This is a genomic window from Pseudolysinimonas sp., assembly GCF_044239695.1.
In the GTDB taxonomy this organism is placed as follows: domain Bacteria; phylum Actinomycetota; class Actinomycetes; order Actinomycetales; family Microbacteriaceae; genus Pseudolysinimonas_A.
This window is the reverse complement of the sequence record NZ_JBIIAW010000034.1, coordinates 1-21,696: the sequence shown is the minus strand read 5'-3', so window position 1 is coordinate 21,696 and position 21,696 is coordinate 1. Positions and strand designations below refer to the sequence as shown.

At 69.9% G+C, this 21,696-nt stretch carries 25 protein-coding genes and 1 tRNA gene; 18 read left to right on the top strand and 8 right to left on the bottom strand.

Going from position 1 to position 21,696, the window contains the following annotated elements; translation table 11 throughout:
* Position 1: 1 nt before the first annotated feature.
* On the bottom strand, positions 2 to 1,057 hold the full coding sequence (locus ACILQS_RS07245; protein WP_395639446.1) for an NAD(P)-dependent alcohol dehydrogenase: 1,056 nt from the start codon (positions 1,055 to 1,057) through the stop codon (positions 2 to 4).
* Between the two features lie 54 nt (positions 1,058 to 1,111).
* Between ACILQS_RS07245 and ACILQS_RS07240 the strand changes: the two genes are divergently transcribed.
* Positions 1,112 to 1,999, top strand: coding sequence for a bile acid:sodium symporter family protein (locus ACILQS_RS07240; RefSeq protein WP_395639445.1), 888 nt, complete (start codon positions 1,112 to 1,114; stop codon positions 1,997 to 1,999).
* On the opposite strand, the gene ACILQS_RS07235 is transcribed toward ACILQS_RS07240, so the two are convergent.
* On the bottom strand, positions 1,989 to 2,882 hold the full coding sequence (locus ACILQS_RS07235) for an EamA family transporter (RefSeq protein WP_395639444.1): 894 nt from the start codon (positions 2,880 to 2,882) through the stop codon (positions 1,989 to 1,991). The genes ACILQS_RS07240 and ACILQS_RS07235 overlap by 11 nt on opposite strands.
* Positions 2,883 to 3,006: 124 nt before the next feature.
* On the opposite strand from ACILQS_RS07235, the gene ACILQS_RS07230 reads away from it, so the two are divergent.
* Both ACILQS_RS07230 and ACILQS_RS07225 read left to right on the top strand, forming a co-directional pair.
* A complete protein-coding gene (locus ACILQS_RS07230) occupies positions 3,007 to 3,582 on the top strand; it encodes a nucleotidyltransferase domain-containing protein (RefSeq protein WP_395639443.1) in 576 nt (191 codons plus the stop codon).
* Between the two features lie 44 nt (positions 3,583 to 3,626).
* On the top strand, positions 3,627 to 3,971 hold the full coding sequence (locus ACILQS_RS07225; RefSeq protein ID WP_395639442.1) for a hypothetical protein: 345 nt from the start codon (positions 3,627 to 3,629) through the stop codon (positions 3,969 to 3,971).
* A gap of 66 nt (positions 3,972 to 4,037) precedes the next feature.
* Here ACILQS_RS07225 and ACILQS_RS07220 read toward each other — a convergent pair.
* A tRNA-Leu gene (locus ACILQS_RS07220) sits at positions 4,038 to 4,121 on the bottom strand.
* A gap of 137 nt (positions 4,122 to 4,258) precedes the next feature.
* On the opposite strand from ACILQS_RS07220, the gene ACILQS_RS07215 reads away from it, so the two are divergent.
* Genes ACILQS_RS07215 through pknB form a run of 7 tightly spaced genes read left to right on the top strand, consistent with a single transcriptional unit; the run spans position 4,259 to position 13,061 of the window.
* Positions 4,259 to 4,954, top strand: a complete 696-nt coding sequence (locus ACILQS_RS07215; RefSeq protein ID WP_395639441.1) for an FhaA domain-containing protein — start codon at positions 4,259 to 4,261, stop codon at positions 4,952 to 4,954.
* Positions 4,955 to 4,960: 6 nt separating this feature from the next.
* The gene (locus ACILQS_RS07210) at positions 4,961 to 5,470 is read left to right on the top strand and encodes an FHA domain-containing protein (protein WP_395639440.1); all 510 of its coding nucleotides are present in this window, start codon (positions 4,961 to 4,963) and stop codon (positions 5,468 to 5,470) included.
* A gap of 4 nt (positions 5,471 to 5,474) precedes the next feature.
* A complete protein-coding gene (locus tag ACILQS_RS07205) occupies positions 5,475 to 6,797 on the top strand; it encodes a PP2C family protein-serine/threonine phosphatase (protein ID WP_395639439.1) in 1,323 nt (440 codons plus the stop codon).
* Complete coding sequence (locus ACILQS_RS07200; RefSeq protein ID WP_395639438.1) at positions 6,794 to 8,206, top strand: FtsW/RodA/SpoVE family cell cycle protein; 1,413 nt, start codon at positions 6,794 to 6,796, stop codon at positions 8,204 to 8,206. The genes ACILQS_RS07205 and ACILQS_RS07200 overlap by 4 nt, the downstream gene beginning before the upstream one ends.
* Positions 8,203 to 9,642, top strand: a complete 1,440-nt coding sequence (locus tag ACILQS_RS07195) for a peptidoglycan D,D-transpeptidase FtsI family protein (RefSeq protein WP_395639437.1) — start codon at positions 8,203 to 8,205, stop codon at positions 9,640 to 9,642. Before ACILQS_RS07200 ends, ACILQS_RS07195 begins: the two co-directional genes overlap by 4 nt.
* On the top strand, positions 9,639 to 11,297 hold the full coding sequence (locus tag ACILQS_RS07190) for a protein kinase domain-containing protein (protein WP_395639436.1): 1,659 nt from the start codon (positions 9,639 to 9,641) through the stop codon (positions 11,295 to 11,297). Before ACILQS_RS07195 ends, ACILQS_RS07190 begins: the two co-directional genes overlap by 4 nt.
* Before the next feature lie 30 nt (positions 11,298 to 11,327).
* Positions 11,328 to 13,061 (top strand): Stk1 family PASTA domain-containing Ser/Thr kinase, encoded by a 1,734-nt coding sequence (pknB, locus tag ACILQS_RS07185; RefSeq protein WP_395639435.1) that lies wholly within the window; start codon positions 11,328 to 11,330, stop codon positions 13,059 to 13,061.
* Between the two features lie 24 nt (positions 13,062 to 13,085).
* Here the strand turns inward: pknB and ACILQS_RS07180 are convergent, their stop codons facing one another.
* Genes ACILQS_RS07180 through ACILQS_RS07170 form a run of 3 tightly spaced genes read right to left on the bottom strand, consistent with a single transcriptional unit; the run spans position 13,086 to position 14,657 of the window.
* Entirely contained in the window at positions 13,086 to 13,724 is a 639-nt protein-coding gene (locus tag ACILQS_RS07180) for an anthranilate synthase component II (protein ID WP_395639434.1), read from the bottom strand.
* On the bottom strand, positions 13,721 to 13,879 hold the full coding sequence (locus ACILQS_RS07175; RefSeq protein WP_395639433.1) for a hypothetical protein: 159 nt from the start codon (positions 13,877 to 13,879) through the stop codon (positions 13,721 to 13,723). The genes ACILQS_RS07180 and ACILQS_RS07175 overlap by 4 nt, the downstream gene beginning before the upstream one ends.
* 16 nt (positions 13,880 to 13,895) lie before the next feature.
* Positions 13,896 to 14,657, bottom strand: coding sequence for a class E sortase (locus tag ACILQS_RS07170; protein ID WP_395639432.1), 762 nt, complete (start codon positions 14,655 to 14,657; stop codon positions 13,896 to 13,898).
* Between the two features lie 70 nt (positions 14,658 to 14,727).
* Here ACILQS_RS07170 and ACILQS_RS07165 point away from each other — a divergent pair, with 70 nt between their 5' ends.
* On the top strand, positions 14,728 to 14,979 hold the full coding sequence (locus ACILQS_RS07165; RefSeq protein ID WP_395639431.1) for a cell division protein CrgA: 252 nt from the start codon (positions 14,728 to 14,730) through the stop codon (positions 14,977 to 14,979).
* An 80-nt stretch (positions 14,980 to 15,059) separates the two neighbouring features.
* Here ACILQS_RS07165 and ACILQS_RS07160 read toward each other — a convergent pair whose 3' ends face one another.
* Together ACILQS_RS07160 and ACILQS_RS07155 are read right to left on the bottom strand one after the other, a co-directional pair.
* Positions 15,060 to 15,959, bottom strand: a complete 900-nt coding sequence (locus ACILQS_RS07160; RefSeq protein ID WP_395639430.1) for a rhomboid family intramembrane serine protease — start codon at positions 15,957 to 15,959, stop codon at positions 15,060 to 15,062.
* Between the two features lie 15 nt (positions 15,960 to 15,974).
* Positions 15,975 to 16,514 (bottom strand): peptidylprolyl isomerase, encoded by a 540-nt coding sequence (locus ACILQS_RS07155; protein ID WP_395639429.1) that lies wholly within the window; start codon positions 16,512 to 16,514, stop codon positions 15,975 to 15,977.
* A 121-nt stretch (positions 16,515 to 16,635) separates the two neighbouring features.
* Here ACILQS_RS07155 and ACILQS_RS07150 point away from each other — a divergent pair, with 121 nt between their 5' ends.
* The 7 genes from ACILQS_RS07150 to ACILQS_RS07120 all read left to right on the top strand — a co-directional run.
* Positions 16,636 to 17,169, top strand: coding sequence for a hypothetical protein (locus tag ACILQS_RS07150; protein WP_395639428.1), 534 nt, complete (start codon positions 16,636 to 16,638; stop codon positions 17,167 to 17,169).
* 80 nt (positions 17,170 to 17,249) lie between these two features.
* Positions 17,250 to 18,071, top strand: coding sequence for a hypothetical protein (locus tag ACILQS_RS07145; RefSeq protein ID WP_395639427.1), 822 nt, complete (start codon positions 17,250 to 17,252; stop codon positions 18,069 to 18,071).
* Positions 18,068 to 19,702, top strand: a complete 1,635-nt coding sequence (locus tag ACILQS_RS07140; protein WP_395639426.1) for an AAA family ATPase — start codon at positions 18,068 to 18,070, stop codon at positions 19,700 to 19,702. The genes ACILQS_RS07145 and ACILQS_RS07140 overlap by 4 nt, the downstream gene beginning before the upstream one ends.
* 27 nt (positions 19,703 to 19,729) lie before the next feature.
* Positions 19,730 to 19,942, top strand: a complete 213-nt coding sequence (locus ACILQS_RS07135) for a DUF2997 domain-containing protein (protein WP_395639425.1) — start codon at positions 19,730 to 19,732, stop codon at positions 19,940 to 19,942.
* Positions 19,935 to 20,660 carry a 4Fe-4S single cluster domain-containing protein gene (locus ACILQS_RS07130; protein ID WP_395639424.1) on the top strand — a complete coding sequence of 242 codons (726 nt, stop codon included), beginning with the start codon at positions 19,935 to 19,937 and terminating at the stop codon, positions 20,658 to 20,660. The genes ACILQS_RS07135 and ACILQS_RS07130 overlap by 8 nt, the downstream gene beginning before the upstream one ends.
* Complete coding sequence (locus ACILQS_RS07125; RefSeq protein WP_395639423.1) at positions 20,657 to 21,163, top strand: hypothetical protein; 507 nt, start codon at positions 20,657 to 20,659, stop codon at positions 21,161 to 21,163. The genes ACILQS_RS07130 and ACILQS_RS07125 overlap by 4 nt, the downstream gene beginning before the upstream one ends.
* Positions 21,164 to 21,166: 3 nt before the next feature.
* A partial coding sequence (locus ACILQS_RS07120) for a hypothetical protein (protein ID WP_395639422.1) occupies positions 21,167 to 21,696 on the top strand: 530 nt, incomplete at its 3' end.

Below are 21,696 nucleotides of genomic sequence, written 5' to 3'. Positions count from 1 at the left end.
GTCAGGCGGCCGGCTGCTCCATCGTCGCGACGTCGATGACGAACCGGTAGCGCACGTCGGAGGCAAGCACGCGCGCCCAGGCCTCGTTGATCTGGTCGGCGGCGATCAGCTCGGTCTCGGGCACGATGCCCTTCTCGGCGCAGAAGTCGAGCATCTCCTGGGTCTCGCGGATGCCGCCGATGCTCGAGCCGGCGAACGACCGCCGGTTGCCGAACAGCGTGAACACCTGGATCGGCAGCGGCTCCGCCGGCGCGCCGACGTTGATGAGCACGCCGTCGAGGCGCAGCAGCTTCAGGTAGGCCTTCATGTCGATCTCCGCCGAGACGGTGTTGAGGATGAGGTCGAACCCGTTCTCCAGCTTCTCGAACGTGGCCGGGTCGCTCGTCGCGTAGTAGTGCGCGGCGCCGAAGGCGCGGCCATCCGCCTCCTTCGACAGCGTCTGGGAGAGCACCGTCACCTCCGCTCCGAGGGCGGCGGCGATCTTCACCCCGAGGTGACCGAGGCCGCCCATCCCGACGACGGCGACCGTGCGACCGGCGCCCGCCCGCCAGTGCTGGAGAGGGGAGTAGGTGGTGATGCCGGCGCAGAGCAGCGGCGCGACGACGGCCATGTCGAGGGACTCCGGGATGCGCAGCACGAAGTCCTGGTCGACGACGATGTGCGTCGAGTAGCCGCCCTGGGTCACGGTGCCGTCGCGGTCGACGCCGCCGTAGGTCTGGATGTTGCCGGCCCAGCAGTACTGCTCGAGCCCGGCCTTGCAGTTCTCGCACTCGCGGCACGAGTTCACCATGCAGCCCACCCCGACCCGGTCGCCGACGGCCCACATGGTCACGTCGGAGCCGACGGCGCTGACGATGCCCGCGATCTCGTGTCCCACGGTCTGCGGGTAGGTCTGCGGACCCCAGTCGCCGCGGATCGTGTGGATGTCGGAGTGGCAGATGCCCGCGTACTGGATCTCGATCAGCACGTCGGCGGGGCCGACATCCCGTCGCTCGATCGTGGTGGGCAGGATGTCGGCGGTGGGGGAGGCGGCGGCGTAGGCCGTGACGGTCATCACGATCCCCACGCTAGATGCTGCCCCTGAGCGCTCCCCTCTGCCACGATGTGGGTCATGTCAGCGTTGACAACCATCGGACTCCCGGTCGCCCTGGGCATCATCATGTTCGGGCTCGGCCTCTCGCTCACCCCCGCGGACTTCGCCCGGGTCGGGAAGCATCCGAAGGCGGTGATCGTCGCCCTCGCCTGCCAGCTCATCCTGCTGCCCGCGATCTGCTTCGGCCTCGTCGTGCTGTTCCAGCTGCCGCCCGTGCTCGCGGTCGGCATGATCCTGCTCGCGGCGGCACCGGGCGGCACGACGGCGAACCTCTACTCGCACCTGTTCCGGGGGGATGTCGCCCTCAACGTGACCCTCACGGCGATCAACTCGATCGTGGCGCTGTTCACGCTGCCGCTGTTGACGAACTTCGCGATCTCGGTGTTCCTGCCCGACTCGGAGGGGCTCGGCATCCAGTTCACCAAGGCCGTCGAGGTCTTCCTCATCGTGCTCGGACCTGTCGTGCTCGGGATGCTCGTGCGCCGGCTGTGGCCGAGATTCGCCGACCGCATGGACAAGCCGGTGCGCATCGCGTCGATGCTCATCCTCGCGATCGTCATCGTCGGGGCGCTCATCTCCAACCGCGAACTGTTCTTCAACAACCTGGGCAGCCTCGCCGGGATCACGATCCTGTTCTGCGCCCTCTCGCTGACCGTCGGGTTCTTCGTGCCGCGACTGTTCCGGGTCGAGCCGCGGCAGGCTGTCGCGTCGTCGTTCGAGATCGGCATCCACAACGCCACCCTCGCGATCGTCATCGCTCAGTCGGTGCTCGGCAACGAGGAGATGTCGCTGCCCGCCGCCGTCTACGGGGTGCTGATGTTCTTCGTCGCGCTCGCGTTCGGGTTCCTCGTGCGCCGGGCGGTGCCCGCGGGAAGCGCCGCGAAGGAGCCGGCCGCTACGGCGTGATCTCGCCGGCCGGCGGCAGTTGCCGGCGGCGCCGTTCGGCCGCGCGCACCGCGCCCATCGACGCGACGACGACGAGAGCGATCGCGATCAGGTCCCACACCTCGAGCGCCTGGTGCAGCACCACGAAGCCGGCGGCCGCGGCGAGCGCGGGCGCGAGACTCATCAGGATCGCGAAGGCGTCCGCCGGTAGCCGGCGCAGGGCGAGCAGCTCGAGTCCGTAGGGGATCGCCGACGACAGCACCGCGACCCCGAGGCCGAAGAGCATCACGCGCGGGTCGAGGAACGCTCCGCCCGCGGTCGCCAGACCGAACGGCAGGATGCCGAGCCCGCCGATCGCGGCGGCGATCGCGAGACCGTCGAGCCGGGCCCACCGCCGACCGGTGCGCGCCGACAAGAGGATGTAGCCGACCCAGAGCACCCCGGCACCTGCGGCGAGCGCGACCCCGAGCGGATCGAGGTGGTCGAAGCCGCCCCGCCCGAGCAGCGCGACGCCGGCAAGCGCCAGGGCCGCCCACAGCCAGGCCGACGCGCGGCGGGCGACGACGACCGAGAGCACGAGCGGGCCCAGGTATTCGATCGTGACCGTGGGCCCGAGCGGCAGGCGGTCGAGTGCGAGATAGAAGAGGGCGTTCATGGCGCCGAGCACGAGACCGAAGGCGAGGACCGTCAGCCAGTCCGCGCGGGTGCGGCCGCGGAGCCGGGGCCGGAAGATCGCGAGCAGCAGCACCGCCGAGAACACCAGCCGCAGCGTGACGGTGCCGATCGGTCCGGCCGCCGGGAAGAGCAGCACGGCGACCCCCGCGCCGACCTCCTGGCAGATGAGCCCGAGTACGACGATCGCCGAGGCGCCGGCCGTGCCGCCAAGGCGGTCCGTCACGCTCACCCGCTCAGCCTAGGTCGCCACGACCCCTGGTCTCGGGCGCACCGATCTCGTACGATAGTACGCAACCACCTACTTTCGGAGGAGATCAATGCTTCTGCAAAGCCCTCTGAGTACCGTCACCTCGATGGTCGAAGCCGACGTTCTGCGAGTTCTCGCGCGTGCCGACTCCGAGTTCACGGTGGCGAGGCTGGCGACGATGATCGGGGCCCGTTCCCCGGAGGGCATTCGTCGCGCCCTCGAACGTCTGGTCGACCAGGGCGTCGTCGACCGGCGTATCGTCGGCCGAGCTCACGCTTACGCACTCAACCGCGCACACCTCGCCGCGCCGGCCATCATCGCACTGGCGACCCTCGACGACGAGTTGAGGGATCGACTCCGCGCCCGAGTGGCCGGATGGCGGGTACCACCGACCTACGCGGCGATTTTCGGCTCCGGTGCCCGCGGCGAGATGACCCCCGAGTCCGACATCGACGTGGCTTTCGTGTTCGAGGGAGCAGTCGACGAGCACACCTTCGACGACATCATCGATCTCGCCCACGACGTGACCGAGTGGACCGGCAACGACACGCGCCCCCTCATCCTCGACAGCAACGAGATCCGCGGTCGCGCCGGTGCCGAACGGGTTCTGCTGGACATCGCGCGCGACAGCATCCCGTTCGCAGGGAAGGTCGGTGATTTCCGGGAGTTGGTGAGCGCATGACTCCTCCATCCCGATCGGGGACTCCGAATGATGCCGAGGTCCGCTTGTCGAAGGCACATCAGTTCGCCGAGGCGGCCGCGGTGCTGTACGACGAAGCACGAGGCACGACCGAGCATCCCGATGCCTATGTCACCCAGGCGGTGCACTCGGGCATCGCCTCGGCTGACACGATCTGCATCCGTCGCCTTGGCGAATACTCGGCCACCGGTGCGCACGACGAAGCCATCGCCCTCCTGGGCAAAGCTGACAAAGGGCTCGCGAAGCATCTCGTTCGGCTTCTCGGACTCAAGACCAAGGCCGGCTATTCGACGAGTCACGTCTCGAACGCCGACATCGAAGCCGCTCGGCGCGCACATCTCTCGCTCCTCGAGTCGGCCGACTCGACCTGACCGGGAAGCTAGAAAGGCCCCACCCCCGTTGGTGAGAACGAGGTGGGGCCTTCTTGCTGTTACCTGTGCGCGAGGGGGGACTTGAACCCCCACACCCTTGCGAGTACTGGCACCTGAAGCCAGCGCGTCTGCCAATTCCGCCACTCGCGCGCGACCGTAACGGTATCACGACACGGCGATCCGGCCACTTCCTCGTGCTCCCATCCGCTTCTCCGAAGACCGCGACTAACATCGTGATGACCGTCCGGTCCCCTGCGGGGGTGCCGTCTGCCATCCGAAGGAGCCGTGTGGGGATCCTCGACAGCTTCGAGAAGGGCCTCGAGCGCGTCGTCAACGGCGCGTTCGCGAAGGCCTTCAAGAGCGGTCTGCAGCCCCTCGAGGTGACGGCGGCTCTGCGTCGCGAACTCGACACGAAGGCGGCGGTCGTGGCGCGCGACCGCATCCTCGTGCCCAACCGCTTCGTCGTGCGCCTGAGCACGGCCGATCACGCCGAGATGACGCGGCTCGGCCCGTCGCTCATCGACGAGTTCACGGAAGCGGTGCAGCGGCACGCCACCGCGCAGCGCTACGCCTTCGCCGGCGGCATCTCGATCAAGCTGCAGGAGGATGCCGCGGTCACCGAGGGCACCGTGCGCATCGACTCGCAGAACGTGAAGGGCGAGGTCGCCTGGAACCCGGTGCTCGACATCGGCGGCAAGCGCTACCCGCTGACGAAGGCCCGCACCGTGATCGGACGTGGATCGGATGCCGACATCACCGTGGATGACACGGGCACCTCGCGCGCGCACGTCGAGATCCTCTGGGACGGCACCCGCGGCCAGGTCAACGACCTCGGCTCGACCAACGGATCCAAGCTCAACGGTCAGCCGGTGACGAAGGCGCCGCTGCCGGCCGACTCGATCATCGAGATCGGGCGCACCCGCATCATCTTCCGGGTGCTCGCCCAGGCGGCCGACGTCGACCAGTTCGCGGATCTGCGGTAGCCGGCGATGAGCGAACTCACCCTCCTCGTCCTGCAACTGGCGTTCCTGCTCCTGCTCTGGGGCTTCGTCTTCTTCGTCATCTATTCGCTGCGCTCCGACCTGTTCGGCCAGCGCGCGCGCCGCATGGTGGCGGCCTCGGCCCCCGCGCTCGACGGCGGCGCTCCGCCCGCCGCATCCCCGGCGACCGAGCCCGTGGCCCGCGCCGAACCGCACGCCACCGCCGAGACCCCGACCCGGCTGGTCATCACGTCGGGTCCGCGCGAGGGGATGGAGATCGACCTCCCGCCCGAGCAGTTGACGATCGGGCGGTCGAGCGAGTCGGGTCTGGTCATCCGCGACGACTACACCTCCACCCACCACGCCCGGCTGATGCTCTGGGACGAGAACTGGGTGATCCAGGATCTCGACTCCACGAACGGCACGTTCCTCGACGGCACCCGGGTGAGCCTCCCCACGGCCGTCCTGCCGGGAACGCCGGTGACCATCGGCACCACGACCTTCGAACTGCGGCGGTAGGCGCGTGAGCTCCTCCCCGCTGAGCGCGGCGGTCTCCCACGTCGGGAAGGTCCGTTCCAACAACCAGGACTCCGGCTACGCGGGCCGGCAGTTGTTCGTCGTCGCCGACGGGATGGGCGGGCACGCGGGCGGGGATGTCGCCTCCGCCATCGCGACGAAGCGCATCGCCGAAGCCGACGGGGAGTACGCGGCCGCGGAAGACGCCGAGGTCGCCCTCCAGTCGGCGATGATCGCCGCGAACTCGCTGCTCGCCGAGACCGTGTTCGAGCACAGCGAGCTCACCGGGATGGGCACGACGGTGTCGGGCATCCTGCGCGTCGGCGATCAGATCGCCCTCGCGCACATCGGCGACTCGCGCATCTACCTCTTCCGCGACGGCGAGCTCACGCAGGTCACGGCCGACCACACCTTCGTGCAGCGCCTCGTCGACTCGGGACGCATCACGCCCGAAGAAGCCGCGGTGCACCCGCGCCGCTCGGTGCTGATGCGGGTTCTCGGGGATGTCGACGCCGCCCCCGAGATCGATACGAAGATCCTCGACACCCGCCCGGGCGACCGCTGGCTGCTGTGCTCCGACGGGTTGTCGAGTTACGTCTCCGAGGACAAGATCGGCGCAATCCTCGCGGCGGTGGGCACCCCGCAGGGCGCGGCCGACCGCATGGTCAAGGAGAGCCTCGATCACGGCGCCCCCGACAACGTGACCGTCGTCATCGTCGACATCGGAGCTGACGACGAGCAGCGCAACGGCGCGACCCCGGCGGGCTTCGTCGGCTCCGCCGCCGTGCCGCTGGCGTTCGACGGGGCCGAGAACGAACGGCGCCCGATCCGCCTGCCCACTCTCCTGCTGCATCCGCTCAAGTCGACGCCGCCCGAAGACACCCACTTCGAGCCGGAGCGGGAGGAGTTCCTCGAGCAGCTCATCGAGGAGGATCGTCGCCGCGCGAGTCGCCGCAGGATCACCTGGCTGGTCGTCGTCGCCATCGTGATCGCGTCGATCGTCGCCGTCGGCGCCCTCGCGTACCAGTGGACGCAGACGCACTACTTCGTCGGCGTCGACGACGACGGCACCGTCGCGATCTTCCAGGGCGTGCAGCAGAACATCGGGCCGATCTCACTGTCGAGCGTCGAGCAGAGCTCCGCCGTGCGCGCCGACGAGCTCCCGGCGTTCGAGCGCCGGCAGGTCGAGGCGACGATCAACGCCGACGACCTGCGCGACGCCCACGACATCCTCGACCGCCTGAGCAGGCTCGCGGAGTCGACCTCCGGTGAGTCCTCGACCGATCCCACCCCGACACCCACCCCGGCGCCGACGGCGGTCACCCCGTGAGCACCGACGTCATCGCGAGCCCGCCGATCGACGCGGGGGCGCAGCAGCCGACGTTCACCGGCAGCATCCGAATCCGGCTGCGCGCGCCGTCGCGGCGACGCAACCTCGAGCTGGGTCTGCTGCTCTTCGCGATCGCCGTCGGGTTGAGCGCCCTCACCCTCATCGAGCTCGGCGCGCTCGACCGCGTCGACCCGGGCGTCTTCGGGATGACGCTCGGGCTGGTCGTGCTCATCCTCGGCATGCACGTCGTGATGCGGGTGGTCGCGCCCGACGCCGACCCGTTCGTCGTGCCGATCGCGACGCTGCTCAACCTCCTCGGCATCGCCGAGATCACCCGCATCGACATCGCGCACGGCGACGTCGGCTGGGATGCCTTCGGGGTGCGGCAGGTCGTCTGGTCGGCGATCGCGGTGATCGCGGCGGCGGCGGTGCTGCTGGTGATCCGCAACCACCGGGTGCTGCAGCGCTACCGCTACGTCGCCGGATTCGTCGCGATCGGGCTGCTCGTGCTGCCCTTCCTCCCGGTCATCGGCCTGAGCGTCAACGGCGCGCGCGCGTGGGTCGACCTCGGGGTCGCCACCTTCCAGCCCGGCGAGATCGCGAAGATCGCGCTCGCGGTCTTCTTCGCCGGCTACCTCGTGACGGCCCGCGACTCGCTCAGCGTCGTCGGTCGCAAGGTGCTCGGGTTCACGTTCCCCCGTATCCGCGACTTCGGTCCGATCGTCGTGGTGTGGGTGCTGTCGATGGCGGTCATCGTCTTCCAGCGCGACCTCGGCAGCGGTCTGCTCTACTTCGGCCTCTTCCTGGTGATGATCTACGTCGCGACCGGACGGGCGAGCTGGGTCGTGCTCGGCACCGTGCTGTTCGTCGGCGGCGCCTACGTCGCGGCACGCAGCCTCGAGTACGTGGGCGGCCGGTTCTACGGCTGGCTGAACACGCTCGACCCCGCGCTCTACGACCAGGGCGGCGGCAGCTATCAGCTCGCGAACGGACTGTTCGGCCTCGCCGACGGCGGTCTGCCGGGCACCGGCCTCGGCCGCGGCAACCCCGACATCACGCCGCTCGCCGAGAGCGACTTCATCATCGCGAGTCTCGGCGAAGAGCTCGGGCTCATCGGACTGTTCGCGATCTTCGTGCTCTACATGGTGTTCGTCTCGCGCGGGTTCCACATCGGCTTCGCGGGTCAGGATGACTTCGGCCGCCTGCTCGGCGTCGGACTCGGGTTCGTCGTCGCGCTGCAGGTCTTCATCGTCGCCGGCGGCGTGACCCGGGTGATCCCGCTCACCGGGCTCACGACGCCGTTCCTCGCGGCAGGCGGTTCGTCGCTCGTCGCCAACTGGGTGATCGTCGCGCTGCTCGTGCGGCTGTCCGACTCGGTGCGCGCGCAGCCGAGGTTGGTCGTCGAATGAACAAGCAGCTGCGCCGGGTGAGCACCCTCGTGCTGGGGATGTTCCTCGCCCTCTTCGTGTCGACCACGATCATCCAGTACTTCCAGAAGCCCAACCTCGACGCCGACGGACGGAACGCGCGCACGCTCTATGAGAGCTTCCGCACCGAGCGCGGCCAGATCCTGGTCGACGGGCAGCCGATCGCATCCTCGGTGCTCAGCGACGACCGCTACGTGTACCAGCGGGTGTACGCCAACGGTCCGCTCTACTCCGCGGTGACCGGGTACTTCACGGTGCAGCCCTCGTTCGGTGGGCTCGAGGGCGACCTCAACAGCTACCTGAGCGGCGGATCCGACGCCCAGTTCCTCGACCGGATCAACGCGATCCTGACCGGCCGCGACCCCCAGGGGGCGTCGGTCGAACTGACCATCGACCCGATCGTGCAGCAGGCCGCATGGGATGCGCTCGGCGACCGGACGGGGGCGGTCGTCGCGATCGATCCATCGACGGGAGCGATCCTCGCGATGGTCTCCAAGCCCACGTACGACCCGAACTCGCTCGCGGTGCACGATCCCGACCTCGTCGAGTCGACCTACGCGGGGTTGCTCGCCGATCCCGCCGACCCGCTCATCGATCGCGGCATCGCCGGCGACCTGAACCCGCCCGGCTCGACGTTCAAGCTCGTCGTCGCCGCCGCCGCTCTGGAGAGCGGGCAGTTCACCGCCGACAGCTCGTTCCCCAACCCGATCTCGATCGACCTGCCCGGCACCTCCACCGCGATCGGCAACTCCGCTGACAGCAACTGCGGCGGCGCCGAGACCGCGTCGATCGCCACCGCGCTGCGTCTGTCGTGCAACATCCCGTTCGCGCAACTCGCCGGCGCCCTGGGCGACGACGCGATCCGCGAGCAGGCGGAGGAGTTCGGGTTCGGAACCTCGTTCGACATTCCGATGCCGAGCGAGCCGAGCCAGTACCCGCGCACGCAGGACGAGGCCGAGACCTGGCTCTCCGGTTTCGGGCAGGCGAACGTGCGGGCCTCCCCGTTGCAGATGGCCATGGTGTCTGCGGCGATCGCCAACGGCGGCTCGCTCATGGCGCCGACTCTCGTCGAGAGCATCGTCGCGCCCGACTTGTCGGTGCTCGAATCGCTGCGACCGGAGGAGTTCTCGCGGCCGCTCAGCCCCGAGAACGCCGCCATCATGACGCAGATGATGGTCGACGGCGTCGCCAACGGCGTCGCGAACAATGCCAGAATCAGTGGGGTCGCAGTCGCAGGGAAGACCGGGACGGCCGAGAATGGTGACGGCGAGCCGTACACCGTGTGGTTCACCGGATTCGCTCCGGCGGACAACCCTCGGGTCGCGATCGCGGTCGTGCTCGAAGACAGCCCGTGTTGCGGTAACAGCCTGGCGGCACCGATCGCCAGAGAGGTCATGGAGGCGGTGCTGAGCAGATGAGGCCCACGAGCGGCGTCACATTCGGCGGCCGGTACCAGCTCTCCTCGCGTGTCGCGATCGGCGGCATGGGCGAGGTGTGGCAGGCGACCGACCTGGTCATCGGGCGCACCGTCGCCATCAAGATCCTCAAGGACGAGTACCTCGGCGACCCGGGGTTCCTCGAGCGCTTCCGCGCGGAGGCCCGGCACGCCGCCCTCGTGAACCACGAGGGCATCGCCAACGTCTTCGACTACGGCGAGGAGGACGGCTCCGCCTACCTGGTGATGGAGCTCGTCCCGGGCGAGGCCCTGTCGACGATCCTCGAACGCGAGCGCGTGCTGCCGACCGACAAGGTGCTCGACATCGTCGCGCAGACGGCATCCGCACTCCAGGCCGCCCACCAGGCGGGACTCGTGCACCGCGACATCAAGCCGGGCAACCTGCTCATCACGCCCGAGGGTCGCGTCAAGATCACCGACTTCGGCATCGCCCGCATCGCCGACCAGGTGCCGCTCACCGCGACCGGCCAGGTGATGGGCACGGTGCAGTACCTCTCGCCCGAGCAGGCGAGCGGACACTCCGCGTCGCCGACGACCGACATCTACTCGCTGGGCATCGTCGCCTACGAGGCCCTCGCCGGGCGTCGGCCGTTCACGGGCGAGTCGCAGGTCGCGATCGCGATGGCGCAGATCAACGAGCAGGCGCCCGAACTGCCGGTCACGATCGCCGAGCCGGTGCGCAACCTGGTCTACGCCTGCATCGCCAAGAAGCCGGCCGATCGACCGCAGACCGCCGCTCACCTCGCCCGTGCCGCCCAGGCCCTCCGCCGCGGCGACATCGCCGGCGCCGCGGCCGCCGTGCCCGGCATCGAGGGCTCGAGCGCGACCTTCACCTCCATCCTCGGAGCCACCGGCGGGGCCTCGTCGACGAGCGCCGTGACGCGGGTTCTCCCCGGCGCCGGCGGACGCGGGACCACCGCCGAGCAGCCCATCGCCGAACGCCGCCGCAGCCCGTGGACCTGGCCGCTCGTGGCCGCGGTGTCGGTGCTCGCCGTCGCGTTGATCGCGATCATCATCTTCCTCGTGGCACGCCCGGCCGGAGATCCCGACCCGACCCCGACCGGCACCACGACGACCCGGCCGACGACGACGAGCCCGTCGGTGACGCCGACGAGCGACCGCGTCAACATCGACCCCGACGACTTCGTCGGGCGGCCCTTCGCCGACGTGCAGCAGGAGCTCATCGATCTCGAGCTCGTCGTCGACGAAGCCGCCGGACCGGCCGCCCCGACGCCCGAGCAGGTGGGCGTCGTGGTCAGCCTCAACCCGACCGGCAACGTCAGCAAGGGCGCGACCATCACCGTGCGCGTCTACGGCGACTTCCAGAACCCGAACGCGCCGCAGACGCTCGGCGGACCGGCGTCGGGAGCCTCCGGCGACGAGGTGACCATCACCATCCCGAACTACGGCGGATGCCCCGCCGGCCGCGCGCTCACCGGATACAGCTTCTCGATCACGAACGGTGAGACCCCGGCCGAGAATCCGGTGCCCGCCGGCACGGCGTCGATCCCCGTGCTGCTGGGCGACCCCGGACAGACGACGATCACCTACGTCGCGCATTGCGACGGCGGGATCACCTCCAACACGTCGAGCCCGCTGACCATCACGGTCAGCTGACCGTTATCGTCCCGCGGTTACACTGACTTCGTGACCGACACCTCCGCGGGACCCCGCCTGCTCGCGGGCCGGTATCAGATCGGCGAGCTGCTCGGCCGCGGCGGCATGGCCGACGTGCACCTCGGTCTCGACGCCCGCCTCGGTCGCCGCGTCGCGATCAAGCTGCTCAAGCCGTCGCTCGCCAACGACCCCGCGTTCCGCACCCGGTTCCGCCAGGAGGCGCAGGCCGCCGCACGCATGGCGCATCCCACGATCGTCCGCGTCTTCGACGCCGGCGAGGAGATCGCCCGCGACTCGTCGGGCCGCGAACTGCAGGTGCCCTTCATCGTCATGGAGCACGTCGAAGGGCGACTGCTCAAGGACATGGTCGCCGAGGGTCCGATGCCGGCCGAGCAGGCCGTGCAGATCGTCGACGGCATCCTCACCGCACTCGATTACTCGCATCGCGCCGGGGTCGTGCATCGCGACATCAAGCCGGGCAACGTCATGGTGACCTCCACCGGCCAGGTGAAGGTGATGGACTTCGGCATCGCCCGCGCGATCTCCGACTCGTCCGCGACCGTCGCCCAGACCAGCGCCATCCTGGGTACCGCGCAGTACTTCTCGCCCGAGCAGGCGCGGGGAGAAGCGGTGGATGCCCGCACCGACCTGTATTCGACGGGCGTGCTGCTCTACGAGCTGCTCACCGGCAAGCCGCCGTTCCACGGCGAGACCGCGGTCGCCACCGCCTACCAGCACGTCAGCGAAGCGCCGGCCCCGCCGAGCCGCCTCAACCCCGCCGTCACCCCCGCCCTCGACGCCGTGGTCCTGCACGCGCTGGCGAAGGACCGCTTCGAGCGGTTCCAGAGCGCCGGGGACTTCAAGAGCGACCTCGACGCCGCCGTCGCCGGAAAGCTGCCCGAACGGCAGCTCGTGCCGGCCGACGACTTCAGCTCGACCCTCTTCGGGGTCAACCCGGGCACCGCCGCGGCCTCCGAGGCCGCCCTCCGCCGCCTCGCCGACGACGATGACGACGACCGCCTGCCGCGCACCCAGAGCCGCCCGCCCGTGGCCTGGATCTGGGGCGGCATCGCGATGTTCGTCGTGATCCTGGTCGCGGCGACCTTCTTCGTCTTCTCGCAGCGGCCGACCGACCTGCTCGGCGCCGGCGCGGCTGTCGACGTCCCCGACGTCGTCGGCGTCCAGGTCGAGGAGGCCACCGAGCAGCTGACGGATGCCGGACTCGTGCCCGAGCAGACGACCCGTTCCGATGCCGACGTGCCGGCCGGCGAGGTGATGTCGCAGACCCCCACGGGCGGCACGACCGTCGCTCCCGGCCAGAAGGTGTCGCTCGTGGTGTCGTCGGGCCCGCCCCTCGTCGACGTGCCGAGCCTCGTCTTCCAGACGCAGGAGGCGGCGCAGGCCCAGCTCGAGTCACTCGGCCTCGTCTACGGCACCACGACGGTGTCCTATTCTCCGAACGTCGCGAGCGGGGTCGTCATGGGCATCATGATCGAGGACAGCCCCGAGGTGCTGACCACCGCAACCGAGGTCGAGGGCGGCACGACCGTGAACCTCGTCGTGTCGAACGGTCTCGTGCTCGTGCCCGACCTGCTCGGCAAGCCGATCACCGAGGCACGGAGCACCCTCACCGGGGGGGCCTACCAGCTCGGGGTCAAGCTCGAGCTCGACAACACGTGTGCCGGTCAGACCGTCGTCAGCCAGTCGGTCGTCGGCGAGGTGCCGCAGAAGTCGTCGGTCACCCTGCGCTACTGCACCCAGTAGTCGGAAGCCCAGTGATCGGGAGGCTCAGCCCAGTTTGACCAGGGGGCTGAGGTCGGTCGCGCGTTCGGCCGCGCCGGCGAGGCCGGCATCCGAGAGCCAGTTGCCCAGCATCCGGTAGCCGCCCTCGGTGAGCACCGACTCCGGGTGGAACTGCACGCCGACGATCGGGGCCGCCGTGTGCCGCAGCCCCATGATGACGCCGCCGTCGGTCCGGGCGGTCACCTCCAGTTCCTGTGGAACCGTGCCGTCGACGACCGCGAGGGAGTGGTAGCGAGTCGCGCGGAACGGCTGCGGCACCCCGCTGTAGAAGGGAGAGTCGTCGTGGCGGATGAGCGAGGTCTTGCCGTGCATCAGTTCGTCGGCGTGGGTCACGGTCGCCCCGAGCGCCTCCGCGATCGCCTGGTGGCCGAGGCACACCCCCAGCAGCGGAGAGCCGGCGGCGAGCGCCGCGTGGACGACGGGGATGGACACTCCCGCGGCCGCGGGGGTGCCCGGGCCGGGCGAGATCAGCACCGCGTCGTACTCCGCGATGCGGGTCGCCGCGTCGGCCGCCGCGAACGAGTCGTTGCGCACGACCTCCGTGGTGGCCCCGAGCTGCTGCAGGTAGCCGTCGAGCGTGTAGACGAACGAGTCGTAGTTGTCGAGGACGAGAACGCGGGTCATCCGTCGACCGTCACGTCCTGCGGAGCGACCAGCGTGTCGACGAACGGGAAGACCCAGAACACGCACGCGGTGAGGATGCCCGCGACCGCGACGAGCAGGATGAGCAGCCGCACCCACCACGGTCCGGGCAGCACGCGCCAGAGGGCTCCGTACATCAGAGGGCTCCGTTCATCAGCCCGCGCCCAACACGTTGGACGCGATCTCGGCCGGGACGCCGCCGGCCCGCGGGTAGAAGGAGTCGTAGACGCCGTACGCGATGATGCGCTCGGCCGTGGAGAAGAACGGGTTGCAGGTGGTGAGGGTGATGAACCGCTCGGTCACCTCGACGCCCTCGGCCTGCGGCACGGGATTGAGCACGCCGACCCCCGTGGGCCGCACATACTCGAGATTGCGGAACGTGTACTGGTACCAGCCGTCCGCGGTCTCGACGTAGATGTGGTCGCCGACGTGCAGCTGGTGGAGGTCGTGGAAGTTGCCGCCCCCGCTGGAGCGGTGGGAGGCGAGGGCGAAGTTGCCGAGCGCTCCGGGCATCTGCGTCGTCGGGTAGTGCCCGATGTTGCCGCGGTTGAGCACGTCCGTCGTACCGACCCCCTCGGCGATCGGCCGGTAGTAGTCGCCGCCGAAGCGCGGGATGATCAGGTTCGCGAACCGCTGGGCGTTGGCGGGGGCGGTCGCGACCGGCGGCGTCTCGGTGAGGTCGGGGTCGCCCGCCTCGCTCGGCGGCACGTCGGAGTAGTCGGCCCCCCACTCCTGACCCTGCTCGACGGCCTCGCTGTTGAGCTGCCCGCCGACGATGACGTCGCCGAGCCAGACCTGGTAGCCGAGGAACGCGAGAACGAAGAGCCCGGCGGTGATCAGCAGCTCGCCGAGCACGCCGACGACGGTGACCCGGCGGCGGGGCCGCGGGGTGCGGCGCTGGGCCCGGTCCGTCATGCCCCGATTCTACGTCGGGAGGCCGCTCGCCCGGGTCGCGCTCGGAAGCGGCTCGGTTAGACTGCTCGGCATGGCCCGACCCAAGTCCCCCAACCCTGAGCCGAAGGCCTCGCCCAGCGAGAGCGGAGGGCGCGAGAACCTCCCGAACCCGGTGTGGTTCAAGCCGATCATGTTCGGCTTCATGCTCCTCGGGCTCACCTGGATCATCGTCTACTACTTGAGCCAGGGCTCGTGGCCCATCCCGGGCATCAACGAGGCGAACATCGCCATCGGTTTCGGCTTCCTGATCATCGGGTTCTTCATGACGACGCGGTGGCGCTGACTTCAGCCGCCCCCGTCACCCCCGGGTGAATTACACGGGTGTGATTCTCTCCACACTGTGGATGAGCCTGTGGAGAACTGTCAGGCGATCACGGAGCGCAGCGTGGCGAGGACGATGAACGCTGCCGAGACGGCCGCGATGATCAGATACGGCGTGCGGGTGCTCGGTCGGCTCTCGTAGCGCTGAAACAGGTAGAGCACGCCGGCTCCGGCGAGCAGCCCGCCGATCAGCGCCGGCAGACCTCCCGGGTTCAGGGCGAGGGTGATGAGCAGGTTGATCCCGATGATCACGAGGGCCTGCGTCCGCGCCGGCGGGTACGACCAGACGGTGATCAGGTAGGCGCCGAAGACGGCGAACAGCACCCCGACGAGACCGGCTGCGGCCGAACCGGACAGCAGCATCCCGGCGCTCGAGATGATCGCCGCGGTGAGCACCAGCACGAAGAACTTGCGGCGTCCCAGACTGCGTTCCAGCGACGGAGCCGTCAACGCGATGAACAGCGAGTGCAGGGCGACGCCGATGATCGACAGGAACCCGGGGGCGTAGACGACCGCCGAGGTCGCGAACCGCCAGATCTGGATCTCGGCCCCCGGGATCGCCGCGAGGGCGAGGAAGGGGAGCGACGTGAACAGGCCCACGACCCAGAGCAGCACGGCGATCGCGATGATCCCCCAGGTGAGCGCCGGAGCTTCCGACCCCGGGCGCAGCATCTGCCCGAGCGTCGCCCCGAACCCGGAGCCGGACGACGCCGCGCGGACGGGGCGCGCGCGGCGGGTCTTCGACGCCGGGCGCTTGATCTCGCCGCCGGCGCTCTGCCACGTCACCGAGCCGCCGGTCTCACGCACGCACTCGGGGCATCGCACGCCGCTCGGCGTGAGGATCTGGCACTCCGGGCAGATCGTGCGGCCGCACCGCGTGCAGAGCGTCCAGCTCTCCCGAGTGGGATGCCGGTAGCAGACGTCCGCTGAACTCTCGGCCACGGGATCGGCTGTCGGTCAGACCGCGTCGACCGAGATCGAGGTGATGACGACATCCTCGAGCGGCTTATCGCGCCCGTCGGTGTCGACCGCCTCGATCGCGTCGACGACGCGCTTCGACTCGTCGTCGGCGACCTCGCCGAAGATCGTGTGCTTGCCGTTGAGCCACGGCGTGGGCACGGTCGAGATGAAGAACTGCGAGCCGTTGGTGCCCCGGCCGCCCTGCGTGCCGGCGTTCGCCATCGCGAGCAGGTACGGCTCGGTGAAGTGCAGCTCGGGGTGGATCTCGTCGTCGAACTGGTAGCCGGGGCCGCCGATGCCCTTGCCGAGCGGGTCGCCGCCCTGGAGCATGAACTGCTTGATGATGCGGTGGAAGATCACGCCGTCGTAGAGAGGGGTGTTCTTCGTCTCACCGGTAGCCGGATCCTGCCACTCCTTGGTTCCGGTCGCGAGGCCGATGAAGTTCTCGACGGTGACCGGCGCGTGGAAGCCGAACAGGTTGATGCGGATGTCGCCGAGCGTGGTGTGGATCGTGGCGACAGCAGTAGGAGCGGGCATTCCGCCATCCTTTCACGGACCCATGTCGCATGTGGCGTGGCTTGGCAAGTCCTACGGCGCATCCAGGTGCGCATGGCAGGATTGCTCCCGACCACAGGATTCTTGCGAACCGGAGGACTACATGGCTCTGTCACGGAAGCGCCAGCGCGAACTCAAGCGCCTCAAGCGGGATGCCGAACGCCTCTGGGATGAGCAGCGGGAGGCCATCGAGCACGCCACGCACGTGCTGAAGGATGCCCGCCGCCAGGCCTCCAACTACGCGCGGGAGGAGCTGCAGCCCCGGGTGCGCGACGGTGTGCGCGACGGGTTCGGCGCCGCCCGTGGTGCGGCGATGTCCGCGCGCGATCGTTTCACCGACGACGTGCTGCCGGCGATCTCCGGAACGATCGGGTCGGCTCTCGCCGTGCTCGAGGCGGCGAAGAACCCCCAGGTGCGCGAGGTCGTGCGCCGGGTCTCGAAGGCCGGCCAGAAGGTCGGCGTCGTCACTCCGCCGAAGTCGGCGGGTCCCGGGCGCTACATCCTCATCGGGCTCGGGGTGGTCGCTGCGGCGGGCATCGCCTACGCCGCCTGGCAGACGCTGCGCGCCGACGACGACCTCTGGATCGAGGACCTCGGCGACCCGGGCAGCGCCGACATCGACGACGACGAGTTCTGAGGCGTCGCCGCTCGACCCACCGCGCCGCTATCGTGAGCTGAGAGTTCTTCTCATCCGCGACGAGCTGGGGGCGTGAGGCTGTGACGTTCGCTCCTCCCCCCGCGTCCGGAATCGCGACGCGACGCATCGGCATCGCGAACGGGGTGCTCTGGATCCTCGCGACGATCGTGCTCGTCGTCGTGGGCGCGACGACGGCCTACCAGTTCGTCGTCACGCCCTACACCGGCGGGGGCCTCTTCGTCGATCCCTACGCCTACCCGTGGGAGGACGACGAGCCCGTCGTCGCCGAGGAGGCCGACCCCAACGTCTGGAGCGCGGTCGGCCCGGCCGTCATCCGATTGCCGGCCGACCGCTTCCTCCAGCCGCGCCGGGGTTCGATCGTCGCCGGCGAGGAGATGGATCTCTACCGCACCAACCCCGCCGACGCCGACGTGGCCCCCGGCCAACGCCCCTGGCCGGACGCGATCGCGTACCTCTACGGCGACCGTGAGACGTACGTCGTCCCGAGCGGCGGCGACCTCGAGCTCTGGGTCATGGCCAACGGCCCCTGGGAGTTGCGGCTCGAGCCGCTCAGCGTCGCCGAGGTCACCGATGTCTACTCGGGGCAAGGCGACGGCGTCGTGATGTACCGCGGCGACGCCGTCAGCGCTCAGTTGAGCCACGTCGGCGAGGGCGTCTTCTTCGTCGACATCTACACGGCGTTCGCGAACGACACCGGCGCCATCATCGAGGTCGGTCCGGTCGATCAGCGCGTGACGTGGGGCATCGACTCCTGGGTCGTGTTCGCGATCGAGTCGGATGCCGACCGCGGCGTCTGGACGATCGACATCGAAGAACTGGCCCGCCCGACCTCCGAACCCAGCCCCACGCCGACCCCGACTCCGACGGAGACCCCCCGATGACGTTCGACGCGACCCTCGACCAGGCGTTCAAGGCACGACTTCCGCTGCTCTACGTGGAGACGAGCGAGGAGATGCGCCTCCAGGAGGCGGTCGGCCGGGTGGCCGGGGCCCTCCGCAAGCCGCGCGCGCTGTGGACCTGGACGGCGTCGGCCGGTCTGGTCGATGCGGAGGGCGCGGCGATCGCGAACACGACGAATCCGGTGCGGGCCCTCGACCATGCGCTCGGCGTCGACGACGACGCGGTCTTCCTGTTCTGCGACCTGCACGCCTTCCTCGGCGCCGAGCACCGCCCGGGCGACCCCGCCGTGATCCGCAAGATCCGCGAGACGGCTGCCGACTTCCGCGGCGCCGAGCAGTCGAAGACCCTGATGATCTCCGCCCCGGTGCGCGTGATCCCGGCCGAGATCGACAAGGTCACGACGCTTCTGGACTTCCCGCTGCCGGGGCGGGCCGAGCTGCGGGCGCTGCTGGACTCGATGATCGAGAGCAACTCCGACGGCGGTGTGAAGGTCGAGGCGGACGAGAAGGAGCTCGAGCAGCTCGTGCAGGCGGCGCTCGGGCTCACGATGCTCGAGGCCGAGAACGCCCTCGCCCGCGCGATGGTCGACGACGCGCGCCTGTCGAAGGACGACGTCGCGATCGTGCTCGAGGAGAAGCGGCAGACGGTGAAGAAGGCCGGGCTGCTGGAGTTCGTCGACAGCCACGTCGACCTGGAGAAGATCGGCGGCCTCAACAACCTGAAGCGGTGGCTCGGCCGTCGCGACGGCGCGTGGCTGAGCAAGGCCGAGGACTACGGCCTTCCCGCTCCGAAGGGTGTGCTCATCACGGGCGTCCCCGGCTGCGGCAAGTCGCTCACCGCGAAGGCGACCGCGGCATCCTGGGGTGTTCCGCTGCTGCGACTCGACATCGGCCGCGTCTTCTCCGGTCTCGTCGGGTCGAGCGAGCAGAACCTCCGCACCGCGATCGCTACGGCCGAGGCCACCGCCCCGTGCATCCTCTGGGTCGACGAGATCGAGAAGGGCTTCTCGGGCAACACGCAGGGCGCCGGCCAGCTCGACTCCGGCACGAGCGCCCGGGTCTTCGGCTACTTCCTCACCTGGATGCAGGAGAAGTCGAAGCCCGTTTTCGTCGTCGCGACGGCGAACAACATCGACGCCCTGCCGCCCGAGTTCATGCGCAAGGGCCGCTTCGACGAGATCTTCTTCGTCGACCTGCCCACTCACCGGGAGCGCGAGCAGATCTGGGCGATCCAGCTCGACAAGAACGCGACGGATGCCAACGGGCTCGCCGCCCTCGCGACCGACGCTGCCGCGCTCACCACCCTCGCCGCCGCGAGCGACGACTTCTCGGGAGCCGAGATCGAACAGGCCGTCGTCGGCGCGATGTACGAGGGATTCGCGCACGGGCGCGCGGTCACGCCCGACGACCTCGCCCTCGCCGTCTCGACGACGGTTCCGCTCGCGGTCACCCAGGCGGAGCGCATCGCCGCGATCCGTCAGTGGGCGAGCATGCGCGCCGTGCTCGCCACCGGCAGCGAGGACATCGTCGCCGAGGAGAAGGCCGAACCGTCGAAGAAGGCCGAGCCCGCGAAGCTCCCGTCGCATCGCGGCGGTCGCACCGTCGATTTCTGATCCGTCACCGTCGTAGGAGGACAACGCATGGCCCAGAAGCAGCTCGTGGTGAGCATCCGCAAGGACGGCACCGTGCACGCCGAGACCGTCGGGATGAAGGGGCAGGAGTGCCTCGACTACTTCGCCGTGCTCGAGGACCTGCTGGATGCCGAGGTGGCGTCGAGCACCTACACCGACGACTACACCGCGGTGCCCGACGGGCAGGCGACCGCCGCCGTGCAGACGGTCGGCGATGACTGACCTCCTGCCTCCCGGCTCGCTGACGATCCCGCAGCCGCGGTCGGCGGCGTCGCTGCGCTGGTCGCGGTTCCTCGCGTCGACGACCGCCGAAGGTCCGGGCACGCGGGCGGCCGTGTGGGTGCAGGGCTGCTCGGTGAAGTGCCCGGGCTGCTTCAACCCGCACCTGTGGGCGGAACGCGGGGGTCGCGACGACGCCCCCGCCGAGCTCGCGCAGGCCTGGGTCGCGGAGGCGCGCGCAGCCGGCGTCGAGGGCATCACCCTGCTCGGCGGGGAGCCGTTCGATCAGGCGGCGGCGCTCTCCGTCGTCGCGACGGCGTTCCAGGATGCCGGGCTCACCGTGATGACCTTCACCGGCTACACCCTCGAGCAGCTGGACGCCTGGAGCGCGGAGCGCGCCGACATCCGCTCGTTGCTCGAGACGACCGACCTGCTCGCCGACGGGCCGTATCTCGCCAACCGCCCCGACACCGTGCGGCCCTGGATCGGGTCGACGAATCAGGGCCTGCGTGCCCTGACCCCCGCTTACCGGGACCTGATCGCGTCGATCGAGGAGCGCGGCGGCCAGGACCGGCTCGAGATCCGCATCGCGCGCGACGGCACGATCGCGGTCAACGGCTGGGCCGACGACGAGGTGCTCGAGCTGCTGCTCGGCGACCTCGGCGTGCGCGCCGACCGCCCACGCGACACCTCGAACATCCGACTGAAGGAGACCGCATGAGCGTCAGCATCATCCTCATCCCGGCGGCGATCGCCGCGATCGCGTCGGCCGCGGCCGGAGGTGCCGCCACCGCCGGCGTCGGGGCCGGCATCGCGGGAGTGATCTCGTCGATGCGCGGCGGCGGGCAGTCCGAGGTGCTCCAGGTGCGCACCCGCATGAAGGACCGGGGACTGCTCGCTCAGGCGCTCGGCGACCTCGGCGCGGTGGATGTCGAGGTCGGCGACGAGGTCGCCGCGACCGTCGACGGCGTCAAGCTGCTCATGCAGGCCTCGCCCGAGGGCATCTGGGCGGCCAACTTCACCGCGGTGAAGGGCGCCCCGGAGGTGACCACCCGGGTCGCGACGGAACTCGCCGAGCGGCTCGACGCCGCGTACGCCGCACGCGTGCAGACGGCGGTCGCCGAACGCATCCGCGAGAAGGCGACGGATGCCGGGCTCGAACTCGTCTCGGAGACCGTCGACGACGACCAGTCGGTGACGATGACCCTCAACGTGCGTGCGTAGCCGATGACCGACGCGAGCTGGCGGGCACAGGCGACCGGGCAGGGCGGTCGCCTGCCCGGAGTGGGCTGGATCGTCGGGACGAGCTGCTGGCTCATCCCGGTGCTCTTCTTCGCCGGCAACGGCGCCTGGCTCGGCTTCCTCATCATCGGCTGCATGCTGCTGCGCACGAGCTGGCTGATCTCCGCGGGCGTGTACGCGGTCTGGGCGATCGCCGCCGCGACCATCCCCGACGACCAGGCGCGGCTGGTCGTCAGCGGCGTGCTGCAGTTCGTCTCGATCATCCACGCGATGATCGCCAACCGCAGCCTGCTCCTCACTATCTGGGGGCGCCTCGAGCGCAACGAGCAATGGTGGGGACGTGGTACCCCGCGTCCGGCCGCGCGGCCGGGCCGGCGTTCGTCGGCCCGGCCCGCCCGGCGAGCGGATGTCGAGGTGCCGCGGGAGGCGGAGGCCCTGCTCTCCACCCCGGGTACCGACCGCGCCGACTACTTCGCCGACCCGGCCCCCGCGCCGCTGCCCCCGCCGCGCGGATC